The 14,925-nt window shown below is 46.3% G+C and carries 14 protein-coding genes and 1 pseudogene; 10 read left to right on the forward strand and 5 right to left on the reverse strand.

All coding sequences use genetic code 11. From position 1 onward, the window contains the following. Both CHL76_RS16215 and CHL76_RS16220 read right to left on the reverse strand, forming a co-directional pair. A pseudogene (locus tag CHL76_RS16215) lies at positions 1–257 on the reverse strand (ectoine hydroxylase); the annotation flags it as partial. A 395-nt stretch (positions 258–652) separates the two neighbouring features. Next, positions 653–1,087, reverse strand: coding sequence for a universal stress protein (locus tag CHL76_RS16220; protein WP_079475656.1), 435 nt, complete (start codon positions 1,085–1,087; stop codon positions 653–655). A 403-nt stretch (positions 1,088–1,490) separates the two neighbouring features. On the opposite strand from CHL76_RS16220, the gene CHL76_RS16225 reads away from it, so the two are divergent. Next, entirely contained in the window at positions 1,491–3,068 is a 1,578-nt protein-coding gene (locus tag CHL76_RS16225; protein WP_079475657.1) for a BCCT family transporter, read from the forward strand. Positions 3,069–3,119: 51 nt separating this feature from the next. Here CHL76_RS16225 and CHL76_RS16230 read toward each other — a convergent pair whose 3' ends face one another. Continuing rightward, a complete protein-coding gene (locus tag CHL76_RS16230; RefSeq protein ID WP_094909131.1) occupies positions 3,120–3,845 on the reverse strand; it encodes an MBL fold metallo-hydrolase in 726 nt (241 codons plus the stop codon). 188 nt (positions 3,846–4,033) lie between these two features. Here CHL76_RS16230 and CHL76_RS16235 point away from each other — a divergent pair, with 188 nt between their 5' ends. The 7 genes from CHL76_RS16235 (at position 4,034) to CHL76_RS16265 (ending at position 10,578) form a co-directional block, all read left to right on the forward strand. Further along, positions 4,034–5,257 (forward strand): MFS transporter, encoded by a 1,224-nt coding sequence (locus CHL76_RS16235; RefSeq protein WP_079475659.1) that lies wholly within the window; start codon positions 4,034–4,036, stop codon positions 5,255–5,257. 217 nt (positions 5,258–5,474) lie between these two features. Further along, positions 5,475–6,047 (forward strand): cell wall hydrolase, encoded by a 573-nt coding sequence (locus tag CHL76_RS16240; RefSeq protein ID WP_079475660.1) that lies wholly within the window; start codon positions 5,475–5,477, stop codon positions 6,045–6,047. 116 nt (positions 6,048–6,163) lie between these two features. Beyond that, positions 6,164–6,994 carry a sugar phosphate isomerase/epimerase family protein gene (locus CHL76_RS16245; RefSeq protein ID WP_079475661.1) on the forward strand — a complete coding sequence of 277 codons (831 nt, stop codon included), beginning with the start codon at positions 6,164–6,166 and terminating at the stop codon, positions 6,992–6,994. A 377-nt stretch (positions 6,995–7,371) separates the two neighbouring features. Continuing rightward, on the forward strand, positions 7,372–7,743 hold the full coding sequence (locus CHL76_RS16250; RefSeq protein ID WP_079475662.1) for a DUF2512 family protein: 372 nt from the start codon (positions 7,372–7,374) through the stop codon (positions 7,741–7,743). A gap of 16 nt (positions 7,744–7,759) precedes the next feature. Further along, positions 7,760–8,251, forward strand: coding sequence for a DUF2243 domain-containing protein (locus CHL76_RS16255; RefSeq protein ID WP_079475663.1), 492 nt, complete (start codon positions 7,760–7,762; stop codon positions 8,249–8,251). 4 nt (positions 8,252–8,255) lie between these two features. Then, positions 8,256–9,014 (forward strand): cytochrome c oxidase assembly protein, encoded by a 759-nt coding sequence (locus CHL76_RS16260; protein ID WP_079475664.1) that lies wholly within the window; start codon positions 8,256–8,258, stop codon positions 9,012–9,014. A gap of 22 nt (positions 9,015–9,036) precedes the next feature. Further along, positions 9,037–10,578 (forward strand): FAD-dependent oxidoreductase, encoded by a 1,542-nt coding sequence (locus CHL76_RS16265; RefSeq protein WP_079475665.1) that lies wholly within the window; start codon positions 9,037–9,039, stop codon positions 10,576–10,578. Positions 10,579–10,622: 44 nt separating this feature from the next. Here the strand turns inward: CHL76_RS16265 and CHL76_RS16270 are convergent, their stop codons facing one another. Beyond that, complete coding sequence (locus tag CHL76_RS16270) at positions 10,623–12,320, reverse strand: methyl-accepting chemotaxis protein (protein ID WP_094909132.1); 1,698 nt, start codon at positions 12,318–12,320, stop codon at positions 10,623–10,625. Between the two features lie 248 nt (positions 12,321–12,568). Continuing rightward, the gene (locus CHL76_RS16275) at positions 12,569–13,279 is read right to left on the reverse strand and encodes a GGDEF domain-containing protein (protein ID WP_158219214.1); all 711 of its coding nucleotides are present in this window, start codon (positions 13,277–13,279) and stop codon (positions 12,569–12,571) included. A gap of 359 nt (positions 13,280–13,638) precedes the next feature. Between CHL76_RS16275 and CHL76_RS16280 the strand changes: the two genes are divergently transcribed. After that, positions 13,639–14,688: a class I fructose-bisphosphate aldolase gene (locus CHL76_RS16280; RefSeq protein ID WP_094909134.1), complete on the forward strand. Its 1,050-nt coding sequence runs from the start codon at positions 13,639–13,641 to the stop codon at positions 14,686–14,688. Positions 14,689–14,791: 103 nt separating this feature from the next. Next, positions 14,792–14,925 (forward strand): acetamidase/formamidase family protein (locus CHL76_RS16285; RefSeq protein ID WP_198951238.1); only part of this gene is annotated, 134 nt, incomplete at its 3' end.

Genomic DNA, 14,925 nt, shown 5'->3' on the forward strand with positions numbered 1-14,925 from the left:
TTCGGCTCCTTGATCACGTCCGGCGCGTCGCGCTCTTCGTTGCGCTTCATCGTCTCCCGGAGCTCGCGCTTCATCATGTCGACTTCCTCGTCGGTGAACAGCTTCTGGAGCATGAGGTAGCCGTTCTCGTCGTAAAAGTCCAGTTCCTCTTTCTGCAGTGGTCCGTCGAAGTCGGATCCGCCATGAACAACGGGGTCCTTCCGGTCCATGATTTCCTTATGGTCGCCCTGTCTGGATGGATACTTATCAATTGCCATTTTCGAGTCCTCCTAAAATTTTAAAGCTTAGAATGAGAGCAGGCTAAAGAGTCCTGCTTTAAAGTGGGTGAAAAAAGTTCTTCTTGAGCACCGGCTACATGCCTGGTTGCACGTCGGCTAAAAGATAAAAATAATGCACAGCGAAAACAAAAGAACAATAGAGCCCGGGAGAGGAGTAAACCGGTTTTTGTACGCAAAAAAGCCAGAAAAGAGATAGGGCTTTTCTGGCTTATGTTTTAGGCGCTATTGTCCCAACATTTCCACCATGCATATATTTTTGTTCCTCAAATAAATGGGAACACTTAAATGGTTCCCGCTTGTAAAAGGAATAAACCTAATTTTTCAAAAAAAAGCAGCGGCAATTTACGCCAGCTGCTTTTCGCTAATATTAATTACTAAGAACGGACCACCATCACACTGCATGGGGCTGTTTTTGCGATGTGTTCTGACACACTGCCCATGAATATTTTCTCAACAGCGTTTAAACCAGTGGCGCCGGTTATTATCAAATCGACATGATATTTTGGCACAATATCACGGATAATTTTCGTTTTAGGGGAGCCGTATACAAGTTCTACAGTTACGTCTGAAATACCAGCTTCCTCTGCCTGCTTTTTATACTTTGCCAGTAATTCATTAGCATCTTCCTGCACTTTTTCAATAATAGACGGGGCGTAACTGCTCATTGGCTGGTAGGCGTTTTTGTTGATTACCCTGGCGATTATAAGCTGGGCTTGCTGCGCCCTGGCAATAGGGAGAGCGGTTTCAAAAGCGTATTCAGCCTGTTCAGACCCATCGACAGCGACTAATATAACGTTCATTGTTTGCATAGAACATCCTCCTAATATAGTAGATTCGCAGGGAACGCCTGCTTGAAACCTAATGCTGGAGAGAAGACAAAAAGTAAATGGAGTGAACTTTGTGTACCTCTTTGATGATCTATATTCCTACCTTCATTGTACCCGATATTTTTCAGATTTACGATGCTAATAAAAGAATAATTAGTGAAATAGTCATGAAAATAAATAAGTTCATTGAAAAAATCCACAGATCAGTGAATTTGTGTATTATTTGCAGGTTAATTCGGGTACAACGATACATAAGGCTTTGTATGTTAGTTCTTTGCTCCTAATACTAGTTTAAAGAGTTTTTTGAAACTAACTGTTTTTAAAAGGCCTTATATGTTAAAGTTTCGTTAATTCGTTTCTGCAAGCAAAGAGAGGGGGAAGCATCATGAGTGAAAAAGAGAAGAAATTTAAATTTCTCAACAGTATCTTTTTTATATCTTTTATCATCATTTTTGCGTTTGCGTTATGGGGAGCAATAGCACCACAGGCCCTACAGGCCCAGGCCGAATTTACATACGGCTTTATCGCTGATACGTTCGGCTGGTTCTATTTACTGTTTGTGCTGTTTTTGATCTTATTTAACTTTTATATGGCGTTCAGTAAGTATGGACGTGTCAGGCTGGGAGGCGATGACGCCCGGCCGAAATATCCTTTTTTTACCTGGATTGCGATGCTTTTCAGCTGTGGATTTGGTGTAAGTATCGTATTCTGGGGTGTGGCAGAGCCAATGACCCACTTCCAGACTCCGCCGCCCTGGACAAACGTGGAGCCGGGAACACCCGAAGCGGCAAGAGAAGCAATGTGGAACGCATTTTTTAACAACGGTATTCACCAGTGGGCTTCATTTACATTTGTAGGGCTTGCGATTTCCTACTTTTTATACCGTCAGGAAGAGCGTAGCCTTATCAGTGACACGATGAATGGTGTTATTGGAGATGGCACGCGCCCGCTCCGTAAAGGCTTCCGTAACGGCGTGGATATCATTGCTGTTATCGCTACAGTAATGGGGGTAGCAACCACACTCGGTTTGAGTGTGCTGCAGATCAGCGGCGGCCTCAACAGTGTGTTTAACGTGCCTGCCAGTTCGACGACCCAATTTATAATTGTTGCTGTCATGTTCGTATTCTTTATGGCTTCCACAATTTCCGGCCTGGACCGCGGAATAAAATATTTGAGTAATGTAAACCTTGGGCTGGCATTATTTTTAATGGTAGCGGTCCTGTTTATCGGACCGACCGGCTTTATATTTGAAACAATAACAATGGGTCTTGGTGATTACGTTCAAAACTTCTTCCAGGCAAGCCTGCGTATGGAAAACTATACAAATGGCACCTGGGTGCAGGACTGGCCGATTTATTACTGGGCCTGGACCATTGCCTGGTCTCCGTTCGTGGGCATGTTCGTAGCCCGTATTTCCAAAGGCCGTACACTCCGGGAATTCGTTCTTGGCGTTATGGTGGCTCCGCCATTTATCGGTATAATCTGGATTGGTATTTTCGGCGGCACTGCCATCAACCTGGATTTATTTCACAATACAGACATAGCAGGGATCGTTGCGGAGGATACGACACGGGCCATGTTTGCCATGCTGGATAATATACCACTTGGCACGCTGCTTTCGATACTATCGATTTGTCTGTTGTTTACATTCCTTGTAACGTCAGCGGACTCTGCAACATTCGTACTTGGCATGATGACCTCTAACGGAGATACGAACCCATCAATGCTTTTAAAAATAATCTGGGGCGCTCTCATTGCAGGACTCGCTACTGTATTAATTATCAGTGCCGGCCTGAATGGGCTTCAGACAGTTTCTCTCATCGGGGCTTTGCCGTTCTCTATCGTCTTGTTTATCTCCGCCATTTCCTTGCTGAAATCCGTTCGAAAGGATTACAAGGAAACGAGACTGCGGGAGGAAGAGGAGCGTCGGCAGCGAATTCGGGAGGATATCGAAAACTCGTGATCAACGTACAGACGAAAGCACCTCCGCAACCGGCGGAGGTGCTTTTTTTATTTAGGATAAAATCTCACTGATTTTATGATTGATGTCTCCGTGTACGACGCCTCCGTGGTAACAAATCACGGTGGTCATATCAAAGCCGAGGAGCTTTTCGAGGGAACGGCGGGCTTGTTCCATATCAGGGGTCACTTCTGCACGAGGGCCGAAAAGCTCGCCGTCTTTAGCAGTCAAAGCGTCGCCCGCAATGAGCGTATGGCTGTTTTCGTGATACAGGCTGATATGGCCGGGAGTATGGCCGGGCGTATGCAGGACAGTCAGCCCCTCAATGGGTGTGTCTTTTTCTTCTACAGTTTCACTGATAAGCGATGGCTCGGTTTTGTCAAACATGTGGCCAACTCTGTCCCGCTTTGCTTCTGGAAGAGTATCAATCAGGTTTGCTTTGGCATTACTGCTTAGTTTGATCAATGGCTCCGCGCCGTCCACATAAGGCTTGTCGGCCGAATGTACGAGAACTCGTAAGTCGGGATGGTCGTGAAGAATTTCCGGAAGGCTGCCAATGTGATCAATGTCCTGATGGGTTAAAATAATAGTTTCAAGGTGATCAGGATTTAGATTTTCATTTCGTATCAATTCATAAATCTCTTCTTCATATCCAGGCATGCCTGTGTCAAAGAGGATAAGGCGGCCATTGTTATTTATGAGGGTTAAGTGTAGTACCATAGTGTCTGTTCCGTTTGGAATAGACAGTTCGAGTACGTGCATAGTTTCTGTCAATTTCATAGCGGCCGAAGCGGTCAGCTCCGGTTCACCTCCTTATATTAATAATGAACCTAAAAGGATTATTCCTCGTTTTCTTTTATCTATAACATGTGCATAATGGAAAAGTACGTGTATATGGAAAAGGGGAAAAGTATGATACCGTATTCTTGGCCTTGTTTTTAAGACGATGTAAAGAAAGGAGGGTATTGATGGCTTCGAAAAAAAATAAACATTCGTCCGATAGCTACACGCTTGGACTAATAGCCGCCCCGGAGCTCCCAAAGGAAATTTGTGACGAAATAGAAGGGGAACTTCCCGATTTACTCAAAAACTATGTAGATGACCGGAGAGGCTGGGAAGTGGAAGTGCTCCTTGATCCTTTTGCCGGAGTGATAGAAAAATCAGAACCGGTAATTGAGGAAGCAAAAAAGCATAAAGAAAAGCATGAATGGGACTACGCCCTCTGTTTTACGGATCTGCCTATTGTAGACGGAAAGAAGCTGGTAATAGCTGACGCCAGCTCAGACCGGGAAATCGGTCTTATTTCCCTGCCCTCTCTCGGAGCAATGCCCATGAAAAAGCGCGTCCGGGAAGCAATGATGCAGCTTGTAAATGAAATGCATCATGGAAGCTCTGAAGAAGACCGTGAACGGCAGAATGAGCGCATTGCAGAAAACCAGGAACAGCTTGAAGAGCACGAAGACGACCATTCCTACCAGGTCCGTGGCAGAGGCTCCAGGGAGCTGATGGGCAGCCGTTTGTACGAGCGTTTTTCTCCAATTAAAAGGAAAGTATATTCTAATGAAGAGGAAAGCCAGCACGTCCGCTTTTATGCCAATCTGAATGTAAGGGGACGCACGAGGCTGCTTTCCGGCATGGTGCTGGCAAACCGTCCCTGGACGATTTTTCCAGCCTTTAAGCGTGTCATCGCTTTAGCTTTTGCTACTGGTGCTTACGGACTGATTTTTCCAAGCTTCTGGATGCTGAGTGATACTTACGGCTTTTGGCGTTTTCTTGCAGTTATGTTTACGGCTATGGTTGCTATGACCGTATGGTTTATCGTTGCTCATGGGTTATGGGAAAACGAGTCCAAGGCAGAGTCTAAATTTTTGGTCCGCTCCTACAACAAAGCTACGGCTTCTACAATCGGCATTGCCATTATCCATTATTATATTGTGTTATTTATTATGTTTTTGATTGTTTCTCTGTTATTTATTCCTGCCTCCCAGCTGGCGCTGAATTTATCGGGCACAGTAACCTTTGCAACCTACCTGAAAATTTCATGGCTTGCCTGTACAGTGGCTACGTTGGGAGGGGCGCTTGGAGCAGGACTGGAAAGTGAAGAAACGGTTCTTAAAGCAACCTATGGCTACCGCCAGCGTATCCGCAATGAACGTGCAAAGTCAGAAAAACAGAAAAAAAATTCCTCCTGATGTCTATGCATTCTGGCGCGTACGGAGCCATACAGGAAATATATTGCCCGTGGTTGTGCTTATAGATTTTCTTTACTTATTTCAGCGGAAAATAGCCGAATATCCCCTCAGTGGTAATTATTATTTCTGGCAGAAAAATGGTAGAGTGATGGCAAACCTGTCATTTACCGCCATCATTGGAACAATAATTTTGCCTCATTGATAAAGGGTGATTATAATGTCCAAGCAGTATTCCATTTACACTGTAATGGGAACGCTTGCTGTTTTTGCCGCTGTGCTGGGTGTCTTAGTCTACAGCGTGCATGAACGAAGCCAGACAGCGGAGCAGGAACCAGAAGAAAAGCAACCTGCAGTAGAAGAAGAGACAGTACAGGAAGCAACGGCACCTGAAGAAGAGGAAGAAAGAGTGGCCTCAAGCGAAGTCCCTGAGGTTGAAAATGAAGAACTGCTTGAACGGGCTGTGCATGCAGAAGCCAAAGATGAGTCTTTTGAAGGCATGGTAGCCGTGGCTAGTGTTATTTTGAACCGTATTGAATCAGAAACCTTTCCAAATGACGTTGAAAGTGTCATATATGAAGAAAATCAGTTTCAGGTCGTGGCTGACGGAAGTATAGAAGAGTCTCCTTCCGAACGCGCAGAAGAAGCAACAGAAGAAGCGCTGAATGGATCGGAACCCGTAGGTGATTCATTGTTCTTCTGGAGTGAAAAAGTGCCGAAAGACAATTGGCTTTGGGAAACAAAGACAGTGGACTATGAAATCGGCGGCCACGTGTTCTCGGAAGATGTTTAATAAAGACCAGCGGCTTTGCCTCGCTGGTCTTTATTTGTAGCTTCTATAGTTCTTCCAGCACTTCGTGGAGAAGAAACATATTACAGAAGAGTTGTAGTAGTGAAAGGGAGGATGGGATGAATTTTTCGATATGCAGCTGGGTGTTTGGAGACCGGCCGATTGAGCAAACGATGCGTGACGTATCCGTCATAGGGTACGATGAAATTGAAGTGCATGCGAGAGACTATAATTGGGAGGGATTGGTCGATCTGGCAGAAACCTTGGATATCCGTATCCGGGGCTTGTGTGCGGATGCAGGCTGGCCGCGGAAAGAAACAGATTTATCACAGGTGAACCCTTCCATGCGAAAAACAGCTGTAAATTATTTTAAAGAGCAGATCAACCGTGCATACCGGGCAGGAGCAGAATACATGGTGCTGTCCCCGTGTGCGCCAGGTAAAGCAGAGCCGGAAGAAAACGGCAAAGCAGAATGGGAAGCGGCTGTCCTGTCACTTCAGGAAATAGCTCCATATGCAGAAGAAAGAAACGTCGCGCTTGTGATCGAGCCGTTAAATCGTTATGAAAGCTGTATTATTAACACCGGTTGGCAGGCGTTGCTGCTGGTGAAGGAAATAGGGCACCCTTTTGTAACGACGATGCTCGACACTTTTCATATGAACATTGAAGAAAGCAGCATGGAAGCACCTTTTCATCATCTTGGCCCAGCTCTCAGCCACATACACGTAGCAGATACTAACCGGCAGGGTCTGGGATACGGGAGGCTCTCATGGAAAACAATTGCAGATACCATTAAGGAAACAGGCTACGGCGGAACAATTACAGTAGAATGCCTGCCTCCCGATTTGAGCGTGTTCTCCTCCGCTGAAGGAAAATCGGAAGCAGATATTATAAATGAATATGCTGAAAAATCGCTCCAGCGTCTTCACCGGCTTTTTCGTGCTGAATAATATGAATAACCCTACGCGGCACAAGAGGGCGGACTATAACTGTCATCCTAATCCAGGGCTATCGATGGGTGAGGGAACAAATGGTTTTTTGCCCGGCCTGAAAGACATGCTCCAGCTCATAATATTTCTTTAAAGAGAGCGCAGGATAGAGATAGTATTGCTAAATCATTTAGTTTGCTGAGCTTGAAAGAACTCTCTTTTAATCCAAAAGAAAGTTTATGGAAATGTATTTAAAGGAAACAGAAGAATAGCCAAGCATTAACTGCATAAACGGAGGCAGCAATCGCGGGATTAAGCCTTGCGGTAAGCCAGGAAAAGAGAGGCGTCTTTCCCTGGCTTTTTGTGTATTTTTAAGCACACATGGAAAGGAGTAAAACATGAAGCATATCAAAGCATTAACTGGTAAAAGCATAATGACTGCCGCACTGTTATTTTTGGTGCTGAGCATCGCAAATGGGGTTTCTATTTGGAGTGTGCTGGTGCTCACTATTATCATCGGCGCCATCAGCTACCCACTCGGAGATCTAGTACTGCTTCCACGTGTAAAAAGCCTAATGGCAGCGGGCGCAGATGCCATTTTAGTATTTGCTGTCGTATTAGCTGCGGGGGCTGTGATCACTTTCGCTGGCCCAGTACTGCTTGCAGCTGTGGTAACCGCAGTGTTGATGGGGGCAGCTGAATACATGTTTCACTTTTATATGGGCACACATGTACTTTTTTCGAGCAATCGACTGAAAACAGATATGTAGCAGAGGAGGACCAGCCATGTCAGAAAAAAATGAAGCTATGCTTCGGAGAAACCAGAAAAACTACGCCGGGCGAAATATATTATCCGGCTTTCTTTTCGGTCTCGGGCTCATTGCTTTTATCGATGAAGTAGTCTTTCACCAGCTGCTGCACTGGCACCATTTTTATGATTTATCAACAACGACCGCAGGGCTCATCTCAGATGGCTTTTTTCATGCATTCAGCTGGTTTGCTACGGTAGCTGCCTTATTTATGGTGGCTGATCTCCGGCGCCGGCAGAGCTTCTGGCTGCGTCGGTGGATCGGGGGCACACTGACCGGGGCCGGCTTTTTTCAGCTTTACGATGGCCTGGTCCAGCATAAATGGATGGGCATTCACCAGATACGGTACGGTGTAGATATTCTTCCTTACGATCTTGTATGGAATATTAGTGCACTCGTCATCCTTATTGCCGGCATAGTGGTATGGAGGCAGACTTCGCAGATGAAAAAACAGAAAGAAACGGTATAAGCTGATGACTACTGCTCATTATATTGCAGAAGGAATACTTGCGGCCCCCTTTATCCTTGTGTGCCTGCTGTATCTTTTTGCAGCTTTCCGGGATGCGGGATGGCCGGCACGCCGCATCGGCTTGTTCGTCACTGGCACAGCGGCGGCAGTGATTTCAGTCCTCGGGCCAATTCCGCGGATGGCTCACGATTCATTTGTCATTCATATGACCGGGCACCTGCTGCTTGGCATGCTGGCACCGCTTTGTTTAGTGCTTGCGGCGCCGGTAACGCTTGCTCTTCGTGCTTTGCCAGTACCTGCAGCGAAAAAACTGGCTAAAATGCTGCGGAGCCGCTTTGTAACAATAATTTCTCATCCGGTGACGGCCACGGTGCTGAATATTGGCGGCTTGTGGTTTTTATATACGACCGGGTTGTACGCCTTGATGCATGCCTCTGCTCTTATCTATATTATCATTCATGTCCATATTTTCTTGGCGGGGTATGCGTTTACAGCTTCAATTATTTATATTGATCCGATGCCTCATCGGTATTCTTTTCTGTTCCGATCCGGGGTGCTTGTGGCAGCGCTTGCAGGGCACGGTATTTTATCCAAATACTTGTACGTGTCACCGCCGGCAGGGGTAGGCCAGGAAGCTGCCCAGGCAGGATCAATGCTGATGTATTACGGGGGCGATGCGGTGGATATTGCCATTATGGTGATTCTCTGCTGGCACTGGTATAAGGCAGCCCGCCCCCGGGAAGAAAAAGCAGTCGCGGTTTGAATAACTATAAGGAGGAACTACAATGGCTAACAACAGAAGTGTCCCTTTATATCCACATTCTTTATGGCTTAAGGAAAGCGAATCTACAAACATGCCGGCACACAGCGGCGAAGACACCGCAGAAGTTACTATTGCAGGCGCCGGAGCAGCCGGTATTACAGCTGCTTACTATTTAGCGAAGGTTGGAGCCAAAGTTGTGCTGCTCGAAGCGGGAAGGGTACTTGAAGGCACCACCGGAAATACAACAGCAAAAATATCCTCCCAGCACGGCATGATATACGATGAGCTGATGCAAAATCACGGGCGGGAAAAAACAAGCCAGTACCATGAAGCTAACGAACAGGCGATCCGTGATATGCGAAACCGGGTGGAAGAGCTTGGTATTAATTGCAAATGGGAGGAACGGAACGCTTTTATTTATACGAATAGCGAACAGCAGCAAAAAGTGATGGAGCAGGAAGCCGAAGCATACCGGCTACTAAACGTTAACGGCGGAGAGGCTTCTGAAGAACATGATCTCCCGTATGCTGTCGCTCGGGCCCTTGTGATACGCAATCAGGCCCAGTTTCAGCCAGTGCATTATTACCATGCACTTCTTGAAGAGGTAGTCCGGCTGGGCGGGCGTGTGTATGAAAATACGAGGGCTTCGGATGTAAATAAATCAAATGGTAAAGTCGTAGTTAACACAAACAATGAAAGCAAAATTACGAGTGATTATCTTTTGGTGACAAGCCATTTCCCTTTTAACGACGGCATGGGGAAATATTACAGCCGTCTGCACGTGGAGCGTTCCTACATTATCGGGGCTAAAGTCCAGACGATGCCAAGGCATATGTATATTAGTGTAGATTCGCCTTCAAGATCGCTTCGTACAGCAAAAGACGAGAACGGGGAGGATCTTCTTTTAATCGGCGGGGAAGGTCATACATCTGGTAAAAATGAAACCAGCACGTTTGAGCGGTACGAGGCACTGCGTACCTTCGGCGAAGAGCACTTTGGTCTGCAGGAAGTGCCTTACCGCTGGTCGGCTCAGGATATGATTACCTTGGATAAAATGCCGTATGTCGGACCGATGACTTCCGGAGAAAAGCAGATTTTTACTGCCACCGGCTTCATGAAATGGGGAATAAGCAACAGCGAAGCAGCAGGGAAAATGCTGGCTGATTACGTGCTAGGCAATGAAAATGTCTACAAAGAAGCGTTTGACCCGACGCGCTCTGAACTGAAAAAGAAAAACATTCAATCCTTTGCAGCCGAAAACATGGATGTCGGGAAAGAAATGGTTAAAGGAAAATCCAACCGGGGCGATAAAGAAAAGAACCTGGAAAATGATGAAGGAGCTTTAATTAATACCGAAGACGGGAAGGCCGGAGCTTACCGGAATGAAACAGGAAGACTGTATGTTGTCGACACCACCTGTACGCATATGGGCTGTGATCTTTCCTGGAACAATGCAGAACGGAGTTGGGACTGTCCGTGCCATGGGTCAAGATTTTCCTACGATGGGGAGGTTATTGAAGGCCCGGCAGTAAAGCCGCTGAAGCGTAAAACAGATCTAGAATAACAAAGAAGGCCGGGAGAAAAAATCTCCGGGCCTTATTATTCGTATTACAGCTTAAATTTATCTACTTCGGCGTTCAGCTGGAGGGCAAGGTCGTTCAGGTTTTCTGAATTAGCGGAAACTTCCTCCATGGAGCTGCTCGTCTGCTGGACGGAAGCGGCAGTCTGTTCGACCCCGGCAGCAGATTCTTCGGATACAGAAGCGATTTCTTCAATGGAAGCATTGATTTCCTGACTGCTTGAAGAGATAGCCGCCAGATTTTGAGTGACGGATTGGAGGTTTTCTGCCATTGCCTGAATAGCTGTATTGATCGTATTGAATGTTTCTCCCGTTGTTTGAATCTGGGAGGTGCCGAGTTCTACTTCTTTATATCCTGCCTGCAGAGAGGCGGCGACAGAGGAAGATTCGTTCTGAATACCCTCTACAATGCCGGTAATGTCTGTAATGGAAGCAGACACCTGCTCGGCAAGCTTTCGTACTTCATCAGCCACTACGGCAAATCCGCGACCCTGCTCGCCGGCACGGGCAGCTTCAATCGCAGCGTTTAAAGCAAGCAAATTCGTCTGGTTGGCAATATCGTTAATCACAGAAACTAATTTTGAAATTTCCTGGGATTGTTTATCGAGCCCTTCGACCTTCACGGCCGCATTTTTTACGATAGCATCGATCTTTTCCATTTGATGCACCGAAGTGTCCATCAGTTGCCGGCCTTCATTTGTAATAGAGAGAATATGTGTTGATGAGCTGCGAACGTCTTCGCCCTTCGTATGGGCATCGGAAACATTTTCAGTGAAGTCACTCATTAATGAAGCGATGCTGCTGGCACTTGTCGCCTGGGATTCTGCTCCGGAAGCGAGCTCTTCCATCGTAACGGCTACCTGCTGGGAGCCTGCCTTCACCTCATTCGCCGAATGAGTTAAATTCTGGCTCTGATCCGATACGTCTGTGGACATCTTTTTAATTTGTGTAAGCAGCCGGGTCATGTTGTTATTCATTTGATTGGCGGCATGTACGAGCTTTCCAGTTTCATCGCGGGATGTAGTTTGCATCGGCTCCTGGCTCAAGTCGCCCTCTGCAATAGCCTGCATACGGTGCATGACCGTTTTAATTGGAGCAGAGATCGTGCGTGCCATAAAAAAGGAAATGGCAGTTCCCGCAAGGATGACTAAAAGGGAAATAATTGTACCGGTAGTCATCAGGTTTCTGCCGCTTTCAATCACATCTTCCCCTGCAACTGTGATTAATCCTTCTCTTTTTCCAGCCAAATCTTCAAAGCCGGTCATAATCTCCCGGGCCAGTGGCTTGGCAGTGGTATTTAGTATCTGTTTAGCTTCTTCTTCATTACCTGCTTCGTAAGCTGGGAAAACCTCCGAGGTAATAATCTGCTCCCATTCGATACTCTTTTCCGTTAATGTCTCCAGCTCAGCAGAATCGAAGTCGGCGAGCGTCTCCTCTTCCAGCGCAGCGCTTTCTTCTGTGTATTCCATAAAGCTGCTTTTAAATTCCTCATCCCCGAATAAAACGTACCCCCGGGAGAGGGCGACACGCTGTGCCATATTAAACGCTAGTTTTTCATCAGCGATCAATAGTGGGAGCTGCTTTTCAACAATATCCTTTGTTTCGGCATTTGCCCTGCTGTTGGCGTAAAAATTATAGACGCCAAGCGCTGTGACCAGCAATATAAGCACCAGAAAGCCAGTTAAAATTTTTGCACGCAAGCTTTTAAAATTGAACCATTCCTTCATCCCCTACACCCCTTTAATATTGTACTGATTCTTTAACCTGATAAAGCCCCAGCCATGCTGCTCTTTTGTTTCTGCCTGCCCATAGAAAGGGAGGCTGAAAATATTGAAGCAGAAAAAAAGGAAGAATTGCCTCTCTAAACATTTATCGATACAAATTAAATCAAAAAGCATAGGCCATTATTACTGTAAAAATGAAGGAATTGTGGCAGAAATATTTTCCCGGTACCACAAAAGGTTTCGAAGCCTCTTTAGTTAAATGGAAGCGAGCTTTCGTGCTTTTGGCGTTTGGCTTTATACATTTTTTGATCAGCCTTATGCAGCACGGAAGCAAAATCCTCGTGCTGGCCAGAGGACTCATACACCCCAATGCTGACGGCAATAGTAAAAGTAATTTGCCCGTCTGTGTAAGGGACACGAAGCTGTTGGGCGATACGGCTTTTGGTCAGCTGCGTGCTTTTCGTATTTTTCGTGCCGATCTGCTCCATAATGACAAACTCGTCTCCTCCTAAACGGTAAAGGCGCTGTCCTGGACTCCAGGCGCTGCCAATTCGGCCGGCAGTGAACTGAAGCACACGGTCGCCGGTAATGTGGCCGTAGGTATCGTTAATAGTTTTAAATTGATCCACATCAATAAAGTAAAGAAGGTAAGAAAAGCCCGAGTTGGAAGTTTCCTGAAAAAACTGCTGCAGGGCAGCCCGGTTCGGCAGATTGGTTAAATCATCGCGGCCGACCTTTTCTTTAGTGGCCTCGAGGTGGGCTATAGTGCGATTCAAATCGTCATTTAGCCGGCCAATTATTCCAGTGCTTTGAAATGAAGCACGAGCGCTGAGATCTCCGTTACGCACAGAGGTCAGTACAGCCTGAAAGTGATCAATGCACCGGCGCACAAAACCGAAAAAAAGAAAATAATTCAAGAGACCGAGCGCCACACCGGCGGTAATCGAAGCGGTATAAAACATTTTTAAAAACGAAGCAGAATGGGAATAACTGCCGGCATGATAACTGCAAAACTGATCCCGATAAAAACACCGAAGAACATATAGACAGCGAACATGACAAATAGATAATTTATTTTCATAGGAAGCGCCCTTTCCAGCGGAAAAGTTGATTGTATTGAAATAGCTTAAACAAAGAGGCAGCATTTGTAATATATATCGTCATGATCCTGCTAAATCGTATACTTACAGCAAAAATTATCTATGTAAATACCTTTCCAGAGATAAACCTTTTCATAAATTCTGTGAAATTTTGTTTATGTTCTTCCCTAATAAGGGAATTAGGGAAGAAGAATTAGCTAAACTGGTGAGGAGGTATTACGATGGCTTCAACAAAGGAAATTTTAGGACAGGATGCGGATTACTTATTAAACCATCAAAGCAAAACAGTGCCGAAAGAAAATCTCTATGTCCCGGGGCCTGATTTTGTCGACCGGGTGTACAAAGCGACTGACCGTTCTCCGGTAGTACTGCGCAACCTGCAGAGCTTATTTGACCACGGCCAGCTTGGCGGGACGGGTTATCTGTCTATTCTGCCGGTTGACCAGGGCATCGAGCACTCAGCAGGGGCTTCGTTTGCGCCGAACCCTATGTATTTTGATCCGGAAAACATCGTAAAGCTCGCCATGGAAAGTAACTGCAATGCGGTAGCTTCCACAGTCGGGGCGCTTGGATCAATCGCAAGGGATTACGCACACAAGATCCCTTTTATTGCCAAAATTAACCACAATGAATTGCTGACTTATCCGGAAACGCACGACCAAATTATGTTCGGCTCTGTCGACCAGGCCTATAATATGGGAGCAGTAGCGGTTGGAGCGACGATTTACTTTGGTTCGGAGCAGAGCGACCGCCAGATCCAGGAGGTGTCGAAAGCCTTTGAACGTGCTCACCAACTTGGCCTTGGCACTATTCTTTGGGCCTATCTCCGTAATCCAGGCTTTAAGAAAGACGGAACGGATTATCATACAGCCTCTGACCTGACGAGCCAGGCAATACATTTATCAGCAAGCCTGCAGGCAGATATTGTAAAACAGAAAATGCCGACCAACAACGGCGGCTATACAGCAGTCGGATACGGCAAGACTCACGACAAAGTGTATTCGGAGCTGACGAGTGACCACCCGATTGACCTGACCCGTTACCAGGTAATGAATTCGTTTATGGGCCGGGCCGGCTTGATTAACTCCGGCGGGGGCTCTGCCGAATCGGATCTAGAGGATGCTGTTAAAACAGCAGTAATTAACAAACGTGCAGGCGGCATGGGACTGATCATGGGACGTAAGGCGTTCCAGCGCCCGATGGATGAAGGCATAGAGATTATCCGCTCGGTTCAAAGCGTCTATGCAGACAAATCAATTACTTTAGCATAGATTTAAAAAAGGGGTTCTCCCCCTTTTTTTATCAAATATATTTAGAAAATTTAAATATCGCGTGCTGTGTCTCCAGGTATTTTATAAACAGGAGGGGCTTTCTATGCCGAAAAAGCTGTTTGAGGTAGATCTGAACAAAACGATGGACCAACAGACGACGCCGGGGCACAACCGCTGGCACCCGGATATTCCTGCCGTATTTTCCGTAGACCCGGGAGAGACATTCCGGATGGAATG

Source organism: Marinococcus halophilus (genome assembly GCF_002265875.1).
In the GTDB taxonomy this organism is placed as follows: domain Bacteria; phylum Bacillota; class Bacilli; order Bacillales; family Marinococcaceae; genus Marinococcus; species Marinococcus halophilus.